Source organism: Singulisphaera rosea (genome assembly GCF_054877945.1).
This window is the reverse complement of sequence record NZ_JBTYIP020000026.1, coordinates 105642-129328: the sequence shown is the minus strand read 5'-3', so window position 1 is coordinate 129328 and position 23687 is coordinate 105642. Positions and strand designations below refer to the sequence as shown.

At 65.6% G+C, this 23687-nt stretch carries 15 protein-coding genes; 6 read left to right on the top strand and 9 right to left on the bottom strand.

The window, feature by feature from the left end; translation table 11 throughout:
* Nucleotides 1-196: 196 nt before the first annotated feature.
* Both ACYOEI_RS31605 and ACYOEI_RS31600 read right to left on the bottom strand, forming a co-directional pair.
* Complete coding sequence (locus ACYOEI_RS31605; RefSeq protein ID WP_462853816.1) at nt 197-1966, bottom strand: hypothetical protein; 1770 nt, start codon at nt 1964-1966, stop codon at nt 197-199.
* A 744-nt stretch (nt 1967-2710) separates the two neighbouring features.
* Nucleotides 2711-4723 (bottom strand): HEAT repeat domain-containing protein, encoded by a 2013-nt coding sequence (locus tag ACYOEI_RS31600; protein ID WP_462853815.1) that lies wholly within the window; start codon nt 4721-4723, stop codon nt 2711-2713.
* A 381-nt stretch (nt 4724-5104) separates the two neighbouring features.
* On the opposite strand from ACYOEI_RS31600, the gene ACYOEI_RS31595 reads away from it, so the two are divergent.
* Together ACYOEI_RS31595 and ACYOEI_RS31590 are read left to right on the top strand one after the other, a co-directional pair.
* Nucleotides 5105-6916 (top strand): helicase-associated domain-containing protein, encoded by a 1812-nt coding sequence (locus ACYOEI_RS31595; protein ID WP_462853813.1) that lies wholly within the window; start codon nt 5105-5107, stop codon nt 6914-6916.
* A 555-nt stretch (nt 6917-7471) separates the two neighbouring features.
* Nucleotides 7472-9052 carry a HEAT repeat domain-containing protein gene (locus tag ACYOEI_RS31590; protein ID WP_462853811.1) on the top strand — a complete coding sequence of 527 codons (1581 nt, stop codon included), beginning with the start codon at nt 7472-7474 and terminating at the stop codon, nt 9050-9052.
* Nucleotides 9053-9238: 186 nt separating this feature from the next.
* On the opposite strand, the gene ACYOEI_RS31585 is transcribed toward ACYOEI_RS31590, so the two are convergent.
* The 7 genes from ACYOEI_RS31585 to ACYOEI_RS31555 form a co-directional block, all read right to left on the bottom strand.
* Entirely contained in the window at nt 9239-11779 is a 2541-nt protein-coding gene (locus tag ACYOEI_RS31585; protein ID WP_462853810.1) for a protein kinase domain-containing protein, read from the bottom strand.
* Nucleotides 11780-11837: 58 nt separating this feature from the next.
* Nucleotides 11838-12497 (bottom strand): RNA polymerase sigma factor, encoded by a 660-nt coding sequence (locus ACYOEI_RS31580; RefSeq protein WP_462853809.1) that lies wholly within the window; start codon nt 12495-12497, stop codon nt 11838-11840.
* A 261-nt stretch (nt 12498-12758) separates the two neighbouring features.
* A complete protein-coding gene (locus tag ACYOEI_RS31575) occupies nt 12759-14636 on the bottom strand; it encodes a DUF4838 domain-containing protein (RefSeq protein WP_462853808.1) in 1878 nt (625 codons plus the stop codon).
* Between the two features lie 69 nt (nt 14637-14705).
* Nucleotides 14706-15119: a hypothetical protein gene (locus ACYOEI_RS31570; RefSeq protein WP_462853806.1), complete on the bottom strand. Its 414-nt coding sequence runs from the start codon at nt 15117-15119 to the stop codon at nt 14706-14708.
* Nucleotides 15120-15391: 272 nt separating this feature from the next.
* Nucleotides 15392-16495 carry a DUF1559 family PulG-like putative transporter gene (locus tag ACYOEI_RS31565; RefSeq protein WP_462853805.1) on the bottom strand — a complete coding sequence of 368 codons (1104 nt, stop codon included), beginning with the start codon at nt 16493-16495 and terminating at the stop codon, nt 15392-15394.
* A 137-nt stretch (nt 16496-16632) separates the two neighbouring features.
* On the bottom strand, nt 16633-18339 hold the full coding sequence (locus ACYOEI_RS31560; RefSeq protein ID WP_462853804.1) for a LamG-like jellyroll fold domain-containing protein: 1707 nt from the start codon (nt 18337-18339) through the stop codon (nt 16633-16635).
* A complete protein-coding gene (locus tag ACYOEI_RS31555) occupies nt 18336-18893 on the bottom strand; it encodes a sigma-70 family RNA polymerase sigma factor (protein WP_462853802.1) in 558 nt (185 codons plus the stop codon). Before ACYOEI_RS31555 ends, ACYOEI_RS31560 begins: the two co-directional genes overlap by 4 nt.
* Nucleotides 18894-19402: 509 nt before the next feature.
* Here ACYOEI_RS31555 and ACYOEI_RS31550 point away from each other — a divergent pair.
* The 4 genes from ACYOEI_RS31550 to ACYOEI_RS31535 all read left to right on the top strand — a co-directional run bounded on the left by ACYOEI_RS31550 (nt 19403) and on the right by ACYOEI_RS31535 (nt 23588).
* Nucleotides 19403-20338 (top strand): alpha/beta hydrolase, encoded by a 936-nt coding sequence (locus ACYOEI_RS31550; RefSeq protein ID WP_462853801.1) that lies wholly within the window; start codon nt 19403-19405, stop codon nt 20336-20338.
* 341 nt (nt 20339-20679) lie between these two features.
* On the top strand, nt 20680-21768 hold the full coding sequence (locus ACYOEI_RS31545) for an aminopeptidase (protein WP_462853799.1): 1089 nt from the start codon (nt 20680-20682) through the stop codon (nt 21766-21768).
* A 214-nt stretch (nt 21769-21982) separates the two neighbouring features.
* Nucleotides 21983-22243 carry a GxxExxY protein gene (locus tag ACYOEI_RS31540; RefSeq protein WP_462853842.1) on the top strand — a complete coding sequence of 87 codons (261 nt, stop codon included), beginning with the start codon at nt 21983-21985 and terminating at the stop codon, nt 22241-22243.
* Nucleotides 22244-22298: 55 nt separating this feature from the next.
* Nucleotides 22299-23588 (top strand): hypothetical protein, encoded by a 1290-nt coding sequence (locus ACYOEI_RS31535; RefSeq protein ID WP_462853797.1) that lies wholly within the window; start codon nt 22299-22301, stop codon nt 23586-23588.
* Nucleotides 23589-23687 lie beyond the last annotated feature (99 nt).

Here is a 23687-nt window from a genome sequence, read left to right as displayed (position 1 = left end):
GGGACAAGATCGGCGCGGGAGACTCGAAGGTCGCCGGCCCTCGCGCGATCTGTCGCGCGAGGCGCCCGGCCGGTTCCATGCGATGATCGCCTCGCCCCGGCGCCAATGCAAGGCGACGGTCTCGAGGTGATGCCTTCCGAATCGAGGGCGGCCGGGCGACGCGACGGAGCGTCTCGGCGTCGCCCGAGGGGCCCGATTATCCGCGGGGCTGGCCTCCGAATGTCACCACATAGTTCCTCCCCGGCACGCCGTTGCCCTGGCCCGCGAGCACGTTGCCGGAGAGGTCGCTGAGGTTGGTCGCGAACGCCGTGAGCTGATAGAGCCAACGCGGTGGCAGCCGGCGGAACGGCCTGATGGTCACCGTATGGGTCGTCGCGTTATACGACGCCGATCGCAGGTGGAGGACCTGATCGTCGCGAGTGCCGAACTTGCCGTCGCGGCCGGCCCAGACCAGGCGATACGAGCCCTTCTTGCCCGCCGGCATCGCGATCATCGCCTCGTTGAAGGTGAGGCGCAGGGCGGAGATTTGTCGAGGCGTGCCGATCGTGACGAAGCTCGACACATAAGGCGGAAAGACATCCGGCGGCGTGACGTCGGCCGTGAGGAATCGGTGCACGACCGCGACCGCGCGGCCCTGGTCGTTGGAGCCGACCCGGGCTTCCAGCACCCAGCCCCGCGGGTCGACGGTCAGGACGCTGTTCGCGAAGATCTCGGTGGGCGTGATCGCCGTGCCGCCCGGCCCGAACGAGGCGTCGAGGGTGCCGTTCAGGTTGAGTCGGGCGAGGGCCAGGTCGAATCGCGAGTCGGCCGCCCCGACCGTGCCCGCCGCGAGGATCTGGCCTCCGGGCTCGAAGGCGACCATGCTCGCCGAGGCGACCCGGGAATCGAACGGGACGTACACGATCCCGTCCCCGCCGAAGGTCGCGTCGAAGTGGCCGGACGTGTCGAACCGCGCCAGGGCGAAGCGGAGGGTATGGACCTGGTTCGTGGATGTGTCGTAGGAGTTATCGCCCGCGAGGACGATCCGCCCTTGCAGGTCGATCGCAAGCACGTGGGGCGCGATGTCGAACCCGTTGAACGAGACGACCCCCCCGTTGCCGAAGCCGGGATCGCGCTGGCCCTGGGCGTTGAGACGGATCACGTCGACCGGGTTCGGGAGATTCTGGACCGCGACGATATCCTCGCCCTGGACGGCGAGCAGGGATGCGAACGGGTAGGGGACGGTGGGGATCGTCGTGAACATGTCCAGGAGGACCACGCCGTTGTGGTTCGCGCCGAACGTCGCGTCCGGCGAGCCGTCCGGGTCCAGCCGGAGGTAGGCCGGGTGGAGGTTGTCGGAAGGACCCTGGTTCGAATCGAGTGCGGACGTCGCGACCACGATCTTGCCGTCGGGCTCGACCGCGATGCCGCTGCCGGCGCCCTGGCTGAAACCGACCGAGGGGCCGGTATAGTGGAACGTCGTGTCGAGCGTCCCGTCGGGGTTGATCCTCACCACGTCCATCTGCTTGGTTTCGCCGACGACGGAGCGTCCGGCCGTGCCGACGAGGACGATCTTGCCATCGCCCTGTATGGCCGAGTCGGAGACCTGGAGGCTGCCCGGGAATCCTTTGGCGTCGGTCCCCAGCGCGACGAGGACCTGGCCGTTGGTCCCGAAGGTGGTGTCGGGCGTGCCGTCGGGGTTGAGGCGCAGCAGGAGCGGGTCGAACTGGGCCCCGCCGAGGACCAGCGACGTCGGCTGGAAGCCGTTGATCACCTCGAGCATCTTCCCGTCCGGCAGGACATACTGCCCCACGACGTTCGAGGTCGGGGCGATGCTCGAATCGAGCAGGAGGTCCGCCACCCCGCCCGAGCCGAAACCGAGGTCGGGAAGGCCGACGGTCAGCAGGGCGCGGGATTCGAGGCCCTCGGCCTCGGGGCGCCTGCGTCCATGGCCTCGGGGCCGCCGCTCAAGTTGCAGGTCTCGCATGGTGGATCGCCTCCTTCGGGAGATCGCGTACCGAGGATTCGGGAGAGTCCGCGAACGTTTCTGGGCTCCGAGCCATGCTCCACCAGGACGGAGTCCGCCTTGGACTTCCTGTCCGGAACGACAGGCTCGGACGCCTGCCGTCGGCGAGGACCCGGCCTCAAATGCGGCCATGCATGGGAGAGAGGTGGCGATCCAGGCTGATGGTAGGATTCGCACTGTTCCGGCCGCCGGGCCGTCCATCCCCCGTGGGGTAACCGGCCCGCGACCTCACGACCGTCGCCGTCGCACGATTTATTGTAAAGCAATGTGCCCCTGTGCGCCGTCAATCTTGGGGCGTCGCCGAAACGAATCGCGGATGTGACGCATGTCCCGTGTTTGACGACTGCCGCGAGGGTGGGGTGAGAGCGAAGGGGGCCCTTCATCGCGTCGTCCTCGGGTCCGGGGCGCCGCAAGCGTCGTCGCCGTCGACCACCCGGCCGGGTCATGCGGAATCGTGACACTGCGGCTCGATCGTCAGCCGTTTGGGAAAACTTAACATCGACAGATCGGAATTTGGGGGTCGGGTTCCGGGTTGCTTGGCGGCCGGGCCTGTTCCGCACGGGGTCCGAAGACGAAAATTATTGAAAGGAAGTTCGAGTGCTAACAAATAAAGTGCCTGAACGATAAAAACTGTTTTATCGAAAGTAGGCGGGTTTCGGGGCCGAGATTCGTTGGGGTCGATCGGTGCGTGTGGTCGGAGTTGGATCATTTTTCCAAGGCCTCGGCGCTTGGGACGATCTCTCCCAGGGTCTCCTCGGCACGACGGCGGATCCAGGGGTTGGGGTGGGATCGGAGGGCGTTGAGGCGGGGGATGGCCATTCGCGCACCGATGCCGAGTCTGTCGAATTGCTGGAAATAGCCCTCGGTGAAACGGGCCTCGTCGTAGCCTTCTTCGAGGGCCGCGGCGAGGTTCCGGTCGAGGCGGTTCAGCCAGAATTGGGTTCGGGTGTCGGCCTCGAAGCTCGGCTTGCCCAGGGCGGCGAGCACCCAGGCGCGGGCGTCGGGGTCGTCGGAGGCGTCGGCCCAGGCCTCGGCCTGGGCTTTCCCCTCGGGGGTGAGCTGGGATAGGGCGATGACGGCGGCGGCGACCGGGCGACGGTCCTCTTCCGTCAACATCCTCCGGAGGAACGGGACGGCCGACTTCGCGGCGGGGCCGATCCGGCCGAGCGCGAGCGTGGCGGCCTGGCGGACTTGCCAGTTCCTGCCGGCCTCGTCTCGGCAGAGCAGGGCCTTGATCAGGGCGGGGACGGCGAGCTTCGCCTCGGGGCCGAAGGTGCCGAGGAGTTCGGCCGAGGCCACGGCGGTCGCGTGGTTGAGCTCAAAGGGTCGCCGTTTGCCGTCGGACGGCGGGGGCTGGAACTCCAGCGCCTTGATCAGGGCGGGGATCGCCGCTTTCGCCTCGGGGCCGATGCGGCCCAGGGCCTTGATCGCCAGGACCTGGGCCGGATCCTCCTCGAAGTCGAGCTCGTCCAGGAAGGTCGCGAGGCCGAATCCTCCGTCGGGGCTGTCGTCCCGCAGGAGCGCCTCGGCCAGGGCCGGGACGGCGGACCTGGCCCTAGGGCCGAGGAGCCCCAGGCATTCGGCCGAGGCGCCGGCGACGTCGAGATTCGGGTGGCTCAACCCGGCGACCAGGGCCGGAAGGCATGCCTTGGCTTCGAGGTCGATCTGGATCAGGGCCCTGGCCATTTCGCCGGTGGCCTCGTCCGTCTTCAGCTTCGCGATGAGGGCCGGGATCGCCTGATGGGCCGGCGGGCCGATCCGGGCCAAGGCGTCGGGGATTTTGTTGATCGCGAGCTGTCTGGGACGCATGGCGAGGCCTTCGATCAAGATCGGCACCACCTCGGTCGCCGTCGGGTCGACAAACGCGAGGATCTCGGCGGCTTCCGTCCGGCGCTTCTTCGTCGGGTCGGAGAGTGCCTTCCGCAGTGACGGGATCGCCTCCCTGGCCCTTGGGCCGAGCCGTTGCAGGTTCGCGGTGGCCGACGTCTCGTCCTGGGTCAAAAATGAGTCGACGAGTTCCGGGATGGGCACGACGCCGATCTTCTCCAGGGCCTCGGCGGGGCCTTGGAGGAGATCCGGACCGATCAAGGCTCGGATCGCGGGGACTGCCGAGGCGGCTGCCGGTCCGATCTTGCCGAGGGCGTCGATGGCCTCGTTTCGCAGGCTCTCGGCCTGAGGGTCGGGGGCCTTGTTCCCCACGTCGAGCGCCCGGATCAGGGCCGGCACCGCGGCCTCGGCGTCGGGGCCGATCTCGCCGAGGACCTGGGCCGCGCACTCGCGAATCGAGCCGTTCGGGCCGTCGAGCACCGCGATCAGGCCCGGGACGGCCGGCTTGCCGATCCTGGCCAGGGCGAGGCGCGCGCCGTGCAGTGGCTCGACGATCTTCATCGGGAACGCGAAGTTGCATCCGTCGTCGACGAACCTCTTCAACAAGATCGGGAGCGCCGGCGCCGCGTCGGGCCCGATTCGCCCGAGAGTTTCCATCACCGCCGTATCGATCCCACCCGGCCCGTTGAGCCGCTTCACCAACTCCGGCACCGCCCCCCGCGCGGCCGGCCCGAACTCGCCCAACGCCCGCAGCACCTGCTGGGGATCCCGGCTCGTCCCGTCTCGCAGGACAGCGGTCCATTCGTCGACGGTCTTGCCGAGATAGGTGACGCGATCGTCGGCAGGCCCCGGCGGGCTAGATAGCGCAAAGATAATAACGAGAAATTTCATGTGGTTTTAATGGGCTAATCGATGCCCTCGAGGAGCCGGTGCCTCCAAATAGGGAGACGTTTCACGAGGGCCGTTATTCGCCGTCTCCCTGGATCCGCTCGGAACCTGTCTCGAAACCCGGTGTTTTCTTCAACACCGGGTTTCTGAGGGAGCAGGCGGTGACATCCCGAGAGGAGGGGCTCTGACGGTGTTAGAAACCCGGTGTTGAAGAAAACACCGGGTTTCGGGACAGACACTCGGCCGGGTTGATCGTTGGGTCGAATCTTCGATCAGTCGAATCTTCGATCAATCGAGTCTTCGGCGTCCCGCATGGTGGATAATGCAGAGGGGCGTGTGCTGGCTCACGCGTTGATTGGATTTCTGGACATTAGGATACGTGAGATGAGATCGAGGGCCATCGAACGAGTTCGACTGGAGGAGTCTTATCAACGGCTCAGCCTGGATCACCTGGTCCCGCTCGGTCCGCTCCTTGTTTCTCAGCCGCCGACGCGAAAGCGGGACCTGGTCCCGTTCCTGACGGCCGAGATGAGCCGTCCGGATCGAGTGAGACAGGTCTACGAAGGATTGGAGGACATCAACAAGGCCGCCATCCAGGAGGCGGTCCACGATCATCATGGGCGACTCGACTTGCCCCGGTTCGAGGCCAAGTATGGGCGGCCGCCCAGATTCGGGGCGCCGAGGCATCCGTCGCCGCTTTCCCTCCTGATGCCGGATCGTTCTTCGGTCCCGGTTGAACTCCTCGAAATGCTAAAGACTTTCGTGCCCGAGCCCAGGGAGGTCACGCTGACGGCCGTCGAGCAACCGCCCGAGGCTGTTCGGTTGTCCAGGCCGAGGAAGAAGACTCATCCGGATCAAGAACCGGAATCAATCCCGATTCGACGTAGGTCCACCGAGCCAGTCGCCCGAAAGGAGCTGGGGACGATTTTGCGGCTGGTCGAGTCGGGGAAACTCCGGGCGAGCGCGAAGACTCGACGGCCCGCCAAAGCCTCAGTCGAAATCATCCGCGGTTTCCTCGTCAAAGGTGATTTCTACGACGCGGCCGACCAATCCGAGGACGAAAGCGACCCAGGATTTGACCTCGCGATCCGGGCCTACGCCTGGCCGCTCATCCTCCAAGTGGCCGGGCTGGCGAGCCTCTCGGGCTCAAAGCTGGAGTTGTCGGCCGAAGGACGAAAAGCCCTCGGCCAACGGCCCGAGGTCGTCTTACGCTCGGCCTGGAAGAAGTGGTGCAGTACGACGCTCTTCGACGAACTCCAGAGGTTCGAATTGCTCAAGGGACAGAGCAAGGCTCGGCCGACGGCTCCGAACACGCGTCGTCGGGTTCTGGTGGACGCCCTCGAGGAGTGCCCCCCAGGCCTCTGGATTGAGCCCGATGAGTTCTTTCGCTTCATTCGCGCGACGGGTCAGGAACTCGAAGTGGTCAATAACGAGTGGATGCTGTGTTTCGTCGAACCCGATTACAATCGCCTTGCCTTCAATGATCCGATCAAATGGGAGCAACTCCAGGGCCGATATATCTTGACATTCCTCTTCGAAGTGGCGGCGACGCTCGGCATCCTCGACGTTGCCTTCATCCCTCCGCAACTCGCTCGAGGCGATTTTCGGGGCCTTTGGAGCCTCGACCATTGCGAATGCATGAGCCGATACGACGGCCTCAAGTACTTCAGGATCAACGGGCTGGGGGCGTGGTGCCTGGGGCTGACCAGGGAGTATGAGCCGGAAGTCGAACGTATCGAGCCGAATCTCCAGGTCTTGCCCAACCTCGACATTGTGCTCGTCGGCCAGGATCCGGACCCTGCCGACCTCCTCGTCCTCGACCGATACGCCGAGCGGACGTCCGACTCGGTCTGGCGGCTCGAACGTCTCAAGATCCTGGCCGCGGTCGAGGGTGGGTTCGACCTCGACGAATTCACCACGTTCCTGGCCGCTCGGAGTCGCGACCCGCTCCCGCAGACGGTGAACGTGTTTCTCGAGGACACGAAGGCTCGGGCGGGGCAACTCCGCGACCTCGGCACGGCCCGGATGATCGAATGCTCGAGCCCGGAGACGGCGCTGCTGTTGGTCCACGACCGCGACCTGAGCAAGCGTTGCCAACTCGCGGGCGACCGTCGCCTGGTCTTCTCCATCGCCGACGAGGCGGCCGTTCGGGCTCGGTTGCGGAAGCTCGGCTATGTCCTTCCATTCGGCGGTTGAACGCGTCGGCCCATCCTCGGGACCAATGGAGGCGGCCGAGCTCTGCCGCACAAAGTCACCAAAGAACAATCAAGAGCGTCTTCAAATTGCGAATTCTTTCGGCGTCCTCTCGGGGAGGCTTTGTGCCTGTGCAGTGAGTATCCATCGGGGTCGATCCGATCGGGGTTGGGAGCTTCCAACGGCCCATCTCTGAAAAAGAGTCGCAGGTCCGGTATTCTCACGGTCGGATCCATCGACTTTAATGGAGGGGGCCATTCGGCCCTTCGCGATCATTCCTCGTTCGCGCCTTGCCGAAGCGGTAGGGGCGTGGACGGCTCTCCGGACATCGCGACGCCGACGCTCGACCCGTCAGGGCCCATCTTCGGGAACGCAGACGAATCAGGATCCACTTTGCCGTCAAGATCGCCTGCCCCCCCCTGGATCTCGGGGTCGCCGATCGGGAGGCGAGGGGTGATTCTACCCTTACGGGATCAATGCGCGATCCCGTAAGTCGACAAGCGATCCGGGTCGGACGCGGACACATCGACGAATGAATGTCCGGGGGAGGCATCGGAGATGGGCGAGCCGGAAGGATCGGGACGGTCGGATTCGCGGTCGCGGCCGGGGTGGGCGGTCCGCGGTTTTCATATGGCCGTCAGGCTGATGCTCCTCCTCGCCGCGTGCGGAGCCCTCCCGCTGCTGGGCTGGCAGCTCGTCCGCGAGATGGAATCGAAGCCGGTGAGAGACCAGGCCCGGGCGCTCCGCAGCGAGGATCCTGACGAGCGATTGATCGCCGCCCGAGAGCTCGGGGCTGTTCCGCCGGGCGAGGTCGGGGTGGCGATCCCCGCCCTCACCGAGGCGCTCGGAGATGCCTCGGATCGAGTCCGCGTCGAAGCGGTCTTCGCGCTCGGGTCGGCAGGGGCGACGGCGGCGGGGTCCTCGAACAGGGGGGCGGAAGCCCACGCCTCGGTGAAAGCGTTGCTCGGGGCGATGGGGGACCCGAGCGTCGACGTCCGCGTGGGGGCGATCCGCAACGTGTTCACGATCCTCGGGGCGAGCGGGACGAGCCTCCCTTGCGACGTGCGGGAGGTGAGCGAGGCCCTGTCGAGGTCCCTGGCGGACCCGAAAGCGGAGGTTCGTGTCTCGGCGGCGAGGGGCCCTCGGTACGTGGCGATGACGAGCGCGGTGGGCGGGTCGCCGGTCGGTGGTGGTGGGGGGATGTCCGTCAGGACGGCCCGGAGGAGATTCCCGGTGGCGCCGGCGTCGGGCTTGATCTCGGCGCTTCGCGGGGACCCCTCCTCCGAGGTCCGTGCCGAGGCGGCTTCGACGCTGGTCGTGTGTCATGCGGACGACGCCTCGGCGCTGCCTCCTCTCTTCGAGTCGCTGGAGAATGGCACGGAGGATGTCCGCATGGCCTGCGCCGGCGCGTTGGGCGCCTGGGACAACGCACCTCCCGCCGAACTCATCCCGATGCTGGTCGAGAAACTGGGGGAAAAGTACGACTGTCGCGTGCGCTGCTACGCCGCGTCGCTGCTGGCCAAGGTCGGGCCGAGGGCCGCACCGGCCCTGCCCGCGCTCGTCGCCATGATTGGCAAGGACACGAGCCTGGTCGACAAGAGGCCGGGTCCCGAGTTGCTGGCCGACGAATGGGACCCGGTCTGCTGGGCCATCAAGGCCCTGCCCGAGATCGTGCGGGACGCGGGGCCCTCTCGCGAGGCCATCGACGCCTTGAGCGTGGCCTTGCGCTCCCAGGAGGCCAGGAGACGCCTCGAGGCCGCCCAGGCCCTGAGCGATTTCGGCCCGAAGGGGGCGGACGCCGTGCCTGCCCTGATCGCGACGGTCCACGACGCCCTGGCGACCAAGCTCGAAGATCCGATCGACGGCGACGAAGCCGTCAGGGCCCTGGGACAGGTCGCGCCGGGCTCGACGCATGCCGGGGACGCGGTCCGGGCCCTGACCGGGGTCCTGGATTCGCCTTTGTCCTTGCGGTACACCGCCCTCGACTCGCTCCGACGGTTCGGGGCCGCCGCCTCGTCGGCGATCCCCCGCCTCCGTGCCTCGGGCGAAGACAACGACCAGGAGTTCCGCCGAGAGGCCGCGAAGACCTTGCGGATCATCGAAGGCCCGGAGGGGGCTGCATCGCCTCCCTCGCCCTGACGACGTCGAGACTCAACACCGAAGACCACCAGGTTCTTCGCTCCGATTGAGTCGTTCGAGATTCACCACGAAGGCACAAAGAAATCACAGAAGGGATCTCGAGAGGGAGTCGTCCTCTCGAGTTTCTCCCTTTGTGCCTTCATGCCTTTGCGGTGAAGAGCTCTCTCGGCGAGAGCTCGGTGGAGTTCAGCGAGCAATGCGAGACGATGGTCGGCCGCTCTCGACGGGCTCAGGGAGACGGTCGACACGATCCGAGGCATAGAGGAGATAGCGGCCGTCGGGCGAGATGCTCAGGCCGCTCAGCTTGGGGCCGCCTGACTCGATGGCGGTCAGGGGGCCCTGGCCGTCTTCCTGGGTCGAGCCGGCGTAAATCGTTCGCGTATCGCCGGATTCTCCAATGAAGAACCACTTGCCTGTGGATGCCGAAATGACCGGCCATCGCGGGTAGACGTCCTCTTTCGAGGATCGGTGCCAGAGGGTCCGGGCGACCTTCGCCACCGAAGGATTCTCGATGTCGAGGATCGCGAGAGAATCCGGCATCTTCTCCCCCCCGAGGCTGGCGAGGAGTTGGTTCGGCCCGGCCCAGCGTGCCCAGGAATAGATCGTCTTTCCCGGCACGATCACGTTGACCGTCTGATCCTTCGCCAGGTCGTGAATCTTGACCTCGGTGGGCTCGAGGATGCTGTTGATGAGCAGGCGAGTCCCGTCGGGCGACCAGGTGGGGGCTCCGATGATGTCGATGTTTCGTCGGGAGCTGCGGTCGAGGTTCATCAGCACAAGCCCCGGATGATCTCTCATGCTCCCCGATTCGAGCTCCAGGTATGCGATGGTCTGGCCGTTGGGGGAGAGGCTCACGCAGCAGCCTGGCCCGAGCTTCCGGATCCTGGACCGTGCCCCTCGGCCCTCGATCAGGACGAGCTCCGAGCTGGTCCAATCACTCTTTCGGGGCTGGATCTGGAAGACGATGCGTTGGCCGTCTTGCGACCATTCCGGGATCTCCGCATAGGCGAGACCGAATGCGGAGGGGTCGGCGACGAGCGACGTCTTCGCCTCGACGAGGTCTCTCATATAAATCCGCATCCCCGGGTCGGGGAGGGTCCGCGGCCGGAGCGGCCTGAGTTTCAACTCGTCGACCAGGCGATTCACTTCCTGTGAACGGTCGGGGCTCGCGGCCGAGGGTACCGGTACCGTCGGCGGGGCCGGGGACGCTTGAGACTGCTCGGGTCCGGCCTCTCTCCGGATCTTCAGGACGGTCCGCCCCCCTCGGGTGACCGTGACCAACTCGTCACGGAGGACCTTCCCGTCCTTCGAGGCCTGGAGGGTGTGCGAGCCCGCGGAGAGGCGAAGCTCCTTGAAGCCGGCGTTGATCACGACCAGGTCGGAGCCGTCGAGCCTGAGGCCGATGTCGGGGTCCTCGGCCTCGACGACCAGGGTCCCCTCGGGCGTCTTGAGGCGGAGCACGGTGGCGACGTATCCGGCGGCCTGTTCCGCCGCCGCCCTGGCCGAGGGGAGGCCCAGGAGGCTCGCCAGGATGATCCCGACGGGCACGGCTCCCCAGGCCGCGACCGACCGCCGGCGGCGCGCCGGGAGCAACTCGGCGGGCAGGGGGCTGCCGGTCGGGTGCTGGACGTGGGCCAGGCAACGACCCAGAAGCGAGGCGACCTCGGCCGCCGACCGGTAGCGGTCGGAGGGGTTCTTGGCGTGGAGCTTGTCGATGATCTTGATGAGCCAGGTCGGTATGTCGGGGTTGTACGACGTGACGGGCCTTGGCGACTGCTCGCAGACCTTCCGGAGCGTGGCCATGGTGGAGTTTCCCCGGAACGGGGCTTGGCCTGTGCAGAGGGCGTACAACACGCTCCCGAGGCTGAACAGGTCGGTCCGGTGGTCGACGGGCTCGCCGCCGGCCTGCTCCGGCGACATGTATTGGGGTGTTCCCGCGACGACACCCGACTGGGAGATCGAGGCGTCGTCCACCGCTCGGGCGAGCCCGAAGTCGGTGATCTTGACCCGATCCACGCCATCCTCGAGCAGGATGTTGGCGGGCTTGATATCGCGATGGATGAGCCCCTGGGCGTGGGCCGCGGCCAACGCGCCGGCGGCCTGGCTGCCGATCCGGAGGATCTCGACCAGCTCCGTGGGTTGGCCCCGGTCGATCAACTCCTGGGCCGACTTGCCGGCGACGTATTGCATCACCAGGTAGGGGACGCCCTGGGGCAAGGTGTCGACGGCGTGGATCGTCACGACGTGCTCGTGGACCACCGCGGCCGCGGCCCTCGCCTCCCTCGCGAATCGTCGACGAGCCGCGCCGGTCGCGGCCATCCCGGGGGTCAAGAGCTTGATCGCCACTAAACGATTGAGCGCATGATCCTTCGCTAAGAAGACGATCCCCATCCCGCCTCGGCCGATCTGCCGTATGACCGAATAAGGGCCGAGCTTGCCGAGAGATCCCGGCTCGTCGGGCGGCTCCATCAGTCCCAACGGGATGGACTCATCGTCGGGTAACCCCCCCTCAAGGAGGCTTGCGTCATCGACGAAGAGGGCCTTCGAAGGAGGCTCACGAAGCAGCGCGAGGTCGTTCCAGATCCCGCTCTGGGCGGCCATGCGATCGAGAAGGCCGCGACAATGCGCGCAGGCTTCGATGTGGGCGTACAGCTCCGACTGATCTCCTTCGGGCGGCTCGTCGCCGAGCAGTCGTAGGAGACGATCCGGTTTGGGGCAGTTGGCCATGGTGAAGCTCCGGGAGACTTTGAGATCACGATCTCCACGGACGCGGCCGACCGGCGTTTCAAGGCTCTCGAGCGTCGAGCCTGTCGGGCTGCGCGTCCATCGACATGCCGCTTTCCTCTTCACCTCGGATCGACTCGATCTCCCGCTTCAGGCGGGCGATGACCCGGCTCCGGGCGACATAGAGCGCACCGGGGGACATCCCGAGCTCGGCGGCGACCTCGGCGACGTCTCGACCCTCGACGCCGGTGAGCCAGAAGGCCTTCCACGTCGTTTCGTGGACGTGCCCTCGGGCGCGTTGGGAGGCGAGCGCGAAGACCTGGCGACGATATTCGACGTCGAACAGGGCTTCGGCGGCGGCGTCCTTCGAGGGGATCTCCTCCAGGAGCGCGAGCATCTCCGTCCCCCCCGTCCCGATGCCCGCCGTCCTCCGTCCTCGGGCGACCAGGAGGTTCACGATCAGGTTCCGCGCGACCCGCGAAAGCCAGCCGCGGAACGACCCCCGGGCGGGGTCGGCGTTCCATGGCTCGATCGCCGCCGCGACCGCCCGGAAAACATCCTGCGCGAGGTCGTCCGCGTCGGCCCGCTGAAGCCCCTTGGCGCGGGCGAGCCGATGGATGAGCGGCTCGTACGTCTCCACGAACTCGGCCCAGGCCCGCTCGTCGCGAGGCGCTTTCAGTCGGACCAGCAGGCTTGCTCGAGTCGGTGGGACGGTGGCCAAGTTCTCCTCCTCAAAGAGTTTCACAAACAACCGACTCGGATCTTACAGGCCAGGATTCGATTTTTGCGACCTGCCAGGATCCCCACAAGCCGACCATGTCCGCGATCGCCTTGCTCGCATCCGGCGAGGTGGCCCCCCCGACCGATACGAGCCCGAAGCGCCAGCGAGTGAATCTCCCCCCCGAGTTTCCACAGGGGAAGGCTTCACTCGCTGGCGCTTCGGGCTCGTATCGGTGAACTGCAACGCGATCGCCAGCCGCGATCAACGGTCCCAATAAATCAGCCAGGGGGCGTGAATGGCCCACGAGGGTCCGAGCTTCTCGAAGAAGATCGCTCGACGCACGGCCTGCTCCATGTATTTCCGCCACTGCCACTTGTCGCCGCGGACGCCGGCCTCCTTGGCCAGTTGGTAGTCGCGCGAGACGGGGGCGTAGTCGAGGCCCTGGCGGAGGAAGTCGACGCGACGTCGGTAGACGCCGTCGCCGGCCTCGCGCGCCGCGCGGTCGAGCAGGGCGCCGAGGCGGTTCAAGGTCTCGTCGGAGTAGTGCCGGGCGAGTTCCTGGGGGGTAGGGCGGTGCCGTCCTGCGGCGATCGTCGTCGTGAGCCGCTCGAGCTCGTCGAAGTAGGCCCTCACGGCGCCCGAGGCGGGTCCGAACCCGGCGGAGCAGTATTCGTCGACGATTGCGTCGACGTCGAGGTGGGGATCCCAGATCAGTCGGGCGAGGACGTAGTAGTTCAGGCCGTTCGTGGACCAGTGCTGATAGTTGCAGTCGAAGTCGACGAACATCATGTTGTGGTCGGCGAAGAGGCGCATGTCCTCGCCGAGCCGGTGGACGTAAACCGTGGGCAGGGCGTGGAGGGCCATCAGCACGTTGGGGCGATAGAACAAATGGGGCGCCGCCTCGGCCCACTTGAGCCAGCCGGCCCGCATGTCCTCGCGGGCCGCGTCGTTGACGTAGGCATCGATCGCGGGTACGTACCCGATGATGATTCGTTCGTGGACCTTGGTGCGAACAGGGGGGAGTTCGTACACGCTATACGCGAGCGCCCCGACGTAACGATCGGGCAGATCCTTGGCGACAAGCTCGGCCACGGCGTTGAAGAACCGGACGATGCGGTCGGTCATCGAGACGTGCTGGAGCGTCCCCTTGCGGCTCCCCATGCGGACGACGCGCCCGTCGGGGGCATCCCAGGCCTCGCACTTCGGACAGAGGCAGTAGGTCTGGGGGCCGTCGTCGTTGGGGGCGACGGAGACGGTGTCGAGGGTCGGGTACTTCCGGAGCTTGTCGATGCAGTCGGCGGCCACCTGCCTGATGAGATCGGGGTTCGAGACGCAGAGCTGTTGCCCGGGATACCCGGCGTAGGCCGGCTCGCTGTTATCTCGGGTCCCGTCCGGCTGGAGCGCGAACCAGTCGGGGTGGGACTGGTGGAACCGCTCCCAGTAGTCGCCGTAGGCGTGGCCGAAGTCGCCGTTGTAGCTGCTCCCGAGGCGATGGAAGCGGAACCAGACGGCGGAGGGCTCCTCGAACCGTGTGTAGGCCTTACGGTCCCAGCCGAGGGCGTCGAGCTTCGGGTCGAGGACGCTCCCGGCGTTCCCGAGGTCGCGGATCCCGCGCTGGACGAGCCGAGGGGTTTCGCGGATGTCGAGGTCGCGGACCTCGATGGTCGGTCGCTTCGGCACGATCTCGCCCAACGCGCCGGGCCAGAGCAGCCGGACGCCGAGCACGCGATCGACGAAGACCTGGGCGGCGAGCGAGGTCCCTCGGATCGGCAGGCCGTCGGCCCGCACGTCGTTGCCGAGGACCACGAGGGTCTTGCTCTCGAACGTCTTGAGGAGGAACTCCTCGCGGCGCAGGCGGCTCGGGTCGATCCCCAGGGCCCTCGACCGCTTGGTGTCGCCGACGAGGATGGCGGTCGACCCAAGCTCGGCGGGGGCCTTCGACTCGACGACAATCGGCACGACCGCACCGCTCGACTTGCGGAGCCAGATCTGAAGATCGCCGGCCGCCTCCCGGGCCGACGGCGAGGGGTCGTCGGCCGTGATAATCGTGCAGGCCGACGTCCCTTCGCGGACCAGGACGACCGGGCCCGTGTCGCCGAGGAGGGCCATGGCGGCGATCAATGCGAACGTCGGGATCATGGGTGCAGTCTCACGAGGTCTCGGATCGTTCGAGTCGAGGGTTCCGGCAATAGGCTTCCCCCGCGGCCGCTACTGGGAAGTGGCGGGAGGGTGAGCCGGGATGTCGATGTCGAGGGTGCTTTCGCCGGGCTTGATGATAATCATCTGCTCGTTCTCGGCCAGGATCCGGTTCTTCGCCGTGAAGAGTTCCTTGCAGGAGACTTCGACGAAGTTCTCCCCCTCGAGCGTCTTGATGCTGTAGGTCCCGTCCTTGCCGATCGGGGCCTCGTTCAGCGGGGCATTCGGGCGGTTGATGTTCGCGGTCCGGAACGAGACGATCCCGTTCGTCACCGCCTTGCCCCGAACCCGCACCGTCCCCTTGAGGTTGACCTCCGTCGTCGACCCCGAGATCGGTGGCGCATCCGAGAAGCTGCACCCTCCCGCCAGAGATGTCGCGGACAAGGCCATGATGAGGATTTGTCGGGGGACCTTGCGCCTTCTCATTCGGATCCTCCTGATTTCGAAGCCCGGTTTTTTTCTTCAAAACCGGGCTTCCGACACCGTCAACGCCGACCCCTCGCCACTGGGCATGTCGTCTCAGGGAAAGGGGCTATCGTCCTGAAATTGCCACCCGGCGATTTCCTGTCGCTCCTCCGGAGCTCGCATACAACATCGAAGCTGCAATACGCGAGGCTGTGTATCTCCGGAGTGAATTACCCTCCAGGAGTCGCACAGCCTTTGCGGACGTTCATGTGTGAGGATAACGGTGTGGCAACTCAATAGCTGTCGGCCGAGATGACCTCGCCGCCGGCGCGGGTGCCGAGGTTCCACCATGTCTGGGGAGAGATGCTCTCCTTGACGAAGCGGACGGAGCCGTCCGCGAAGGTGACGTTGACGCCGCCGGGGTGGTAGCTGTTGGGGCCGAAGGCGAGCTCGCCGCCGTTGATGCCGCCGGCGGTGCAGAACTTCGAGTTCGGCGGCATGACGTGGTTGTAGCGCCCGGAGATCCAGCGTCCGATCCACCAATACATGCCCATGGCGGTGATCGACGTGGTGTCGACCCCCGAGCCCGCGGTGAACACCGTCGACGACGACCGGCAGTTGTTGTACGTCACCTGGATGACGTCCCTCCAGCTCGTGTAAGGAGATGGGGGGCTGTCGGCGAAGTACGCCGTGCTGGGGATCTTGTAATACGTCGTCGAAGGCCTCGAGGAGTCGATGACGTCGTTGTTCTGGGTGCCGACGCCCTTGATCCGCTCGCTGAACGCGGCGGTGTTGCTGGTCCCGTCGGTGATGTCGGCGATCCGGACGACGAAGCCTCGCTGGGCGCCGGCCGATGCCATGAGGACGGCCCCCGAGTTGACGCCGTCGACCTTGCAGAAGATCCCGTCGCAGCCGGTCGAATACGCGAGCGGGACCGTGCCGCCGCTGGCCGCATAGTTGGTGTGGCCCACGGCCAGCGAGAGCGCCTCACGCCCGTCGGACGGACACAGGGCCACGTTCAGGCGAAGCGTGAGCGCGGTCGAGTTCACGGGGACCCTGGCGCCGCTCGGGTAGGGGATCCTCGGCCCGCCGAGGTTGGCCGACCCGAAGACGAAGTTGATGGTGTTGAAGGTGTTGCCCTGCTCCATGTAGGGCAGCATCAACGCCAGGGCCGACCAGTATGTGTCGAGGGTCGGCCCTTCGCCCCATGGGTAGGATCCGAAGCCGCTCTCGTAGTTGGCCATCGACAGGCCGATTTGCTTGAGGTTGTTCGTGCATTGCATCCGGCGGGCCGCTTCGCGGGCCGACTGGACGGCTGGCAGGAGCAGGGCGATGAGGACGGCGATGATCGCGATGACGACCAAGAGTTCGATGAGTGTGAAGCCGCGGCGTCGCATCAGGTTCCTCCTCCCGGGCATCGAGGCCCGGGATGATCCAGAAAAGACGGGGATCCGGTCATCCGAGAAGACGGGAAACGGCAGACGTGAAGAGACGGGCAACCCATCGTCGAGAGGTCCCGGCGATAAGTTTCCACTCAAGGCGTGCGCGAACGCCCTCCATGCACGCCCAAGTCGTAGTGGTGTTGGACCTCCTCGGGGGTCAGGATGTGGTTGTAAAGGGCCAGCTCGTCCATCCGGCCGACGAACGGCCGGCTTTGTCCCAGGCCCGCCATCCTGGGGAGGGGCTTCAACCGCCCCAGGAGTAGGCGGCAGGCCCGTTTCGCGTGCTCGGCCGTGGGCCAGGTGGAGTGGGTTGGCGCCCCGTCCATGTAGAGCTCCATGCGCCCCCCCTTGCTCTGGGCCACGAGGTGGTGCCAGCGGTACGGGATGTAATACTTCGCCCCGAAGACGTTGTCGCCCGCCGAGGCCGCCGGCGGCCAGCGATGCAGGAACCGGGCCGAGGCCGGGGGCAGGAGGGGCGACGCCAGGCGCACGCTGGCCGTCAGCTCGAGGAGGCACAGGTGCTTATAATCGTCGGCCGCCGGATCCGACTCGATCAGGCCGGCGAGCGCGGCGTGGCTGATCTTCTCGGGCAAGGCCCAGAGCTCGATCGCGTATTCCAGCGAGGTCGGAGTTTCCCACAGGCCGTCCATCTCGAATGACTGCTCGGCAGGGTCGTCGGAGAACTCCGCGCAGCGATTGTCGTCCCCCGCGACGACCGCCTGCACGGGGCCGGTCGCCCGGAGCGGCGGCTGTTCCGCGACCTCGTTCGCAACCGTCCCCCGATCGATCGACTCGAAACGCCAGTAACCCCAGGGGCCGTCGTCGAGCACGGCCTGGCGGTAGGAAGGGTCGAGGGCCAGGGGGGGGATGGCCAGGGCCGGGCGCCTGACGAAGTCTTCGGAATGAGCGGTGGCCTCTTCGATCCGTCCGCTCTTCGGGTCGATCTCGAAGGCATGACGCTCGCCGACCTGCCGGCTCCGTAGCGGTGACCCCACTTCGTTCAAGACGGCGGCCTCGGCTTTCCCCTCGAAGACCATCACCTGAGATTTGCCGTCGCCGTCGACATTCAGGCCGAACTCGGTCCCGAGGTCGACCACGGCCGAGTTGGGCGAGGCGACGACGAACCCTTCCGCCCCCTCGGGGACCCTGGCCCGCAGCCGGCCTCGCCGGCAGAAGACCCGCCCCATCGAGACGACGTCGATGTCGGCCGGCCCTTCCAGGGTCAGCGTCACGCCGCTGAGGAACGCCAGCGTTGCCCTGCCCGCCCGCAGGCAGAGTCGCCGGGCGGACACGACGTCCCCCTCGGCGGGCGCCGGTCCATCGAGCGGCTCCCACTCGGCCTGGACGAGTTGGATCACGACCGCGAAGCCATTGGCCTTCGGGGTCTTCGCCAGCACGCCGGCAGGCCTCGACGGCGGGTCGATCGGTCGTCGGGGCGGCCAGAGCCGGACCGTGAGGGCCAGGAGGAACACGGCCGCAACGGCTGCAAAAACCCACGCCTTCCTCGAGACGGGGGCGTCCTCGTGGTGGATCTCGCGGATCCGCTGCAAGAAATCGCGCTCGAGGTCCTCGGCCGTACGCTCCTCGGTCCCGCAGCCCAGCTCCTCGTGCATCATGAGCCAGCGGGGTTCGGTGTACTGGACCGCCCTGAGCATCCCGAGCATGCGGAGCTCCGCGGCGGCCGACGCCCGGAAGTCCCCGTCGCCCCGGAGGCGGGCCAGGAGTTGTTCGCAACGGGCAGGGGAGAGGTCCCCGCCGCGGCAGGCCGAGATCAGGTCGATCAGGTCGTCGTCCATCATCCCAGCTCTTTCTGCATGCAGCCGCGGAGTAACTGGTTGGCGCGGTAGTGGAGGCGATAGATCGCCCCCACGGTCGTCTCAAGCCTCCCGGCGAGGTCCGCCGGCTTGTCGCCTTCCAGCCCGGCCCGGACGACCTTGCGCAAACGTTCGGGCAGTTGGCCGATGCAACGCAACAGGACCTCGATCGACTCCGAGCGGTCGGCGGCGACTACCTCCTCGAGGTCGACCTCCAGCACCCGCACGACCTCCTCGCGGAACCGGGACATGGCCCTGTGCCGCCTCGACGACTTCCGGAAATGCTCGGAGACCTTCTTCCTCGCGATCCCCCGCAGCCAGGCCCCGAAGTCGTCCCCTTGCCGGTAGTCGCGAAGATTCCGGAACGCGACGAAGAAGACGTCCTGCGTCACGTCGTCGACGTCGTCCATGTGGAAGACGTGGCTCGCGACATAGGATCGGACCGGGAGCCCGAACGCGCGCATGATCTTCAGGAACGCGTCGTGCTGCCCTCGAAGGACGGCGTCGACCACGGCCCGAAGTTCGAAATCATTAAGCATCAACGAACACTCAGATGGACAAAACCACGGGACACTGAATGTTGTTCGATTGTGGCCGGATGCTGGGGACGGATGCTAGTAACATTGGCCGGACAAGCCCGGATCTGACATCGACCAGGAAGATTTTTTTGTCGATCCGGCGGAAGTGGCGCAGGTGCCGAGATTTGCAGGTCGCGAGACCGAATTCCATCGCCGGGACGGATCCGCGACGCCAAGGGTACGCTTACTTGAACCGAGGCATTTCGGCGCCCGGAGTTCGCGCCTTGCCGCCCCGCCGACGCCCTGACATCATGGTCCCTCGCGCCGGTCGGGATGCGTGCGGTCGTCTCGGACGAGGTCGGGTGATTCTCCGTCCCGACCCCGGCCATTACTCCAAAGCCGAAATCCTGGCCCTGCCGACGGTGACGACTCCCGCTCGGGATATCATGGCTTTCCCCGACAGGAGCCCGGTTCCGAAGCATCCGTCGGGTTTCCGGATGGGCACCATTCTTCGAAGAGGATCGACTTCAATGACTTACGTGGCTCGGAGTCTGATCGTGGCCTGCCTGTTCGCCGTGCTCGCCCAGCCCGTCGCCGCGCAGCAGGTCGTCAAGACGGACGAGTACGACAGCCCGTCGGTCGGTCGTAAGCTGAGGTGCCGGGTCATCCTCCCCGCCGGGTATGAATCCTCGGGCGAACGATACCCGGTCCTGTATCTGCTCCACGGGTTTTCGGGCGATTTCACCAAGTGGAGCAACCACGGCGCCGAGCAGGCGGCGGCCCCGTTGAAGTTGATCGTCGTCCTCCCCGACGGGGCCAACTCCTGGTACGTGAACTGGGCGTCGAGCGAGCCGGGGGGAAAGAACGACTGGGAAGATGCGATCGTCAAGGACCTCCTCACGCACGTCGACTCGTCCTATCGGACCGTCGCGGCTCGCCAAGGACGGGCGATCTTCGGCCTCTCGATGGGAGGCTACGGCGCGATCACCCTCGGCCTCCGCCATCCCGACATCTTCCTCTCGATCGGCAGCACGAGCGGCGCCCTCGACTACGCCCGGGGCGGCATGAGGCTCCTCAACGAACACCCCGATGCCGTCTTCCCGAGCCGAAACCCCGAGGCCAAGGTCAACTCCGCCATCGGCCAGCCCGACTTCGACAGCCAGGAAGAACGTACCCCCCACGGCCGGATGTTCACGACCCTCGCCGAGTGCCAGGCCCACGACCCCTTCACCCTCGTCGCCAACGCCCGCCTCGAATCCCTGCCTTTCATCCACCTCGACTGCGGGACCGAAGACCCCTTCCTCGGCCACAACCACGAGTTCGCCCGCCTCCTCATGGAGAAACACATTCCCTTCAGCTACGCCCAATCCCCCGGCGAACACCGCTCGGCCTACTGGAAACGCATCATCGGACCGGCCATGAATGAGCAATTTCACATCCTGAAAGACGCGCTCGCCAAAAGTTGATTGTTTGGCCATGAGTTGAGAATTTTTGGCCGCGGATCGAACATGGATGGGATACGAAGATTGAAAATCGAAAATAATGAATATAATTAAAAACTAAGAGAGACTAAGTTTTGATTGGCTGATTCGGCCTGCGTCATCTGTTGATGATCATCTTTCCCATCCGTGTTTCATCCGTGTTCGATCCGTGGCTGAAATCTTCCTCACGTGGCCGACATCCCCTTGATCGGAGACCACCAAAACCTCTCCCCCGTGATGGCTCGGTTGCAGCCCCGACAGGGTTGCGATAAGCTGAATTCTTGCGGTGTTTGACAGTTGTCGCGTGGGTCGGTGGGGGTGGTCTCGTGACGGATGACGTGATCGGGCGTTGGGCGGATCTCCTGGTGGATTATTGCGTGCGGGTCGCGGCCGGCGAGACGATCGTGATCGCGTCGGACTGGGAGGGGCGGCCGCTGGTCGAGGCCTGCGCCCGGGCGGTGATCCTCCGAGGGGCCCATCCGCTGGTCCGGCTCGAGCTGCCGGGCCTGGGCGAGTTCTTCGTCCAGAACGCCAGCGACGCCCAGTTGGAGCACGTTTCCCCCCAAGCGTTGCACGAGGCGGAGACGGTCGACGGACGGATCCGGATCTCGGCCGAGAGCGACACCCGCTCGATGCGCCAGGTCGACCCGGCGCGGCAGGCGAAGCTCGACCGCGCCCGCGACCCGATCCGAAGGGCCGCGCTCAAGTCGCGCTGGGTGCTCACACAGTATCCCACCGCCGCGTATGCCGCCGACGCCAAGATGGACCGGGATGCGTATGAGGCGTATGTCGCCTCGTCGATGTTCCTCGATCGTCCCGACCCCGTCGCCGCCTGGCAGGAGCTCGGCCGACGCCAGGCGGGCCTAGTGTCGTTCATGGGGGGCGTGAGCACCGTCCGGATCGAGGCGGAGGGGACCGACTTGACACTCTCGGTCGCCGGCCGGACCTGGATCAACTCCGACGGCCGGCGCAACATGCCCTCGGGCGAGATCTTCACCGGGCCTGTCGAGACCAGCGTGAAGGGACGCCTCCGGTGCGGATTCCCCGTCTGCCGAGGGGGTCACGAGCTCGTAGGGATCACCCTCGAGTTCGAGGGCGGCCGGGTCGTCTCGGCCCGCGCCGACGAGGGCGAGGCCTATCTCCTCTCCATGCTCGACCTCGACCCGGGCGCCCGTTATCTCGGCGAGCTCGGGCTCGGCCTGAACGGCGGGATCGACCGCTTCACCGGGAGCATCCTCTACGACGAGAAGATCGGCGGGACCGTCCACCTCGCCCTCGGCCAGAGCTACCCCGAGACCGGCGGCACCAATGTCTCCGCCCTCCATTGGGACCTCATCGTCGACACTCGCAAGGGGGGGAGAATCACCGCCGATGGACGAGTCGTGATGGAGGATGGCCGATGGTCGGTGGGGTGAAGCCGAGGATGGAGCGAGAAGAGGTGTTCACCACAAAGGCACAAAGACGCAAAGGAAGACCGAAGAATTTATGGAAAAGCATAATCATTCTGATGAAAATAAAAGGCAAGCCGATCGGCTTTCAAACTTGGTCGTTGGAGCCGCAATCGAGGTGCATCGGTTCTTGGGTCCGTGACTGATGGAATCGACACATGAACAATATCTTTGATATGAGCTGTCGCTGCAAAATACTCAATTCGAGAGACAGTTGGATTTGCCGTTGAATTACAAGGGGTGTCAGCTCGATTGTGGGTATCGACTCGATTTCGTTGTTGAAGCTTTGGTGATTGTCGAGATCAAGTCTGTCGAGAGGTTGATGGCCATACACGAGGCACAGCTCTTAACCTACTTGCGACTTAAAGGTTTATGGCTTGGTTTGCTGATCAATTTCAATGTCCCGCTCCTGAAGAACGGCATCAAACGTCTCGTGGGTTGACTTGCTTTTCTTCCTTTGTGTCTTTGTGCCTTTGTGGTGAAAGGAAGTCCAGGAAATGCGATACCGCTTCGCGGCAATAGGGGTATGGGTTTTGGTCCTCTCACTCACGGGAGCCAAATCCTTCGGGCAGGCGTCGGATGCGGCGCTGAAGGATCGGGTGGGGCAGTTGGTGGAGAGGCTCGGGTCGCCCAAGATGGAGACTCGGAAGGCGGCCGAGGAGGCGTTGATCAAGCTCGGAGCGAAGGTCTTGCCGCTCTTACCCGAGCCGGGGAAAGACCTCACGGGGGAGAAAGAAAAGGGCCTGGGACGAGTCCGGGCGGCGCTCAAGGAGGCGGAGGATCAAACCAACCTCGGCGCCTCGAAGGTCACGATCCAGGGGACGGGGATCCGGCTCACCGAGGCGCTTCAGAAACTCCAGGCGCAGTCGGGGAACGTCATTAACGATCTCCGTGAGAAGGAAGGGGGCGAAGTCACCAACCCGGCGCTCGACCTCGACATCGCGGGCAAGTCGTTCTTCGAGGCGCTCGACGAAATCGCCGAGAAGGCGGAGGTCACTCCCAACTTCTACACAGGGGACGGCTCGATCGGCCTGATGGCCGGGAAGCCCCAACCCCGCAAGTACGTCCAGTACAACGGCCCGTTCCGCATCGCGTTCAAGCAGATCAACGCCTTGCGTGACCTCCAGACCGACATGAGCACCGCGAACACCCAATTCGAGGTCGCGTGGGAGCCGAGGCTTCGCCCGATGCTCCTGGCGCTCAAGGTCGACGAACTGAAGATCACCGACGACCAGGGCCGGACGGTCGAACCCCAGGTCATGATGGAGTCGACCTCGGTCGTGCTCCGGCCCGAAAATCCGGCGGCCGAACTCTACGTCATGCTCGTCGCCCCGGATCGTTCGGCCAAGGCACTCGGGTCGATGAAGATCAAGGCGGACATCACGTTGCCCGCCGGGATCAAGACGTTCAAGTTCCCCAGCCTGGTCAAGGAGAACGTCGTCCTCAAGGAAGGGGATATCCAGGTCAAGCTCGAGGGGACCGAGGTCGATGAGCAGGTCTGGAAGGTCAACGTCCAGCTCAACTATCCCGGCGACGGTCCGGCGTTCGAGAGCTACCGCCAAGGGCTCTTCAACAACCGCCTGTGGCTCCAGAAAGCCGATGGCTCACGCTTCGAGCACAACGGCGGCATGAACAACACTGCCGCCGACGGCGGCCAACTCGGCTTCGAATACCTCTTCGTCGACGCCCCCGGCCAGCCGTCCGACTACCAGTTCGTCTACGAGACCCCGAGCAAGGTCCTGACGATCCCGCTCGAGTTTGAATTCAAGGGTGTTCCCTTGCCGTGATCGAAATCAAAAGAAACTCACCACAAAGGCACAAAGGACACAAAGATTAAAATTTTTGAATTCTACTTTGTGTCCTTTGTGCCTTTGTGGTGAATCTCT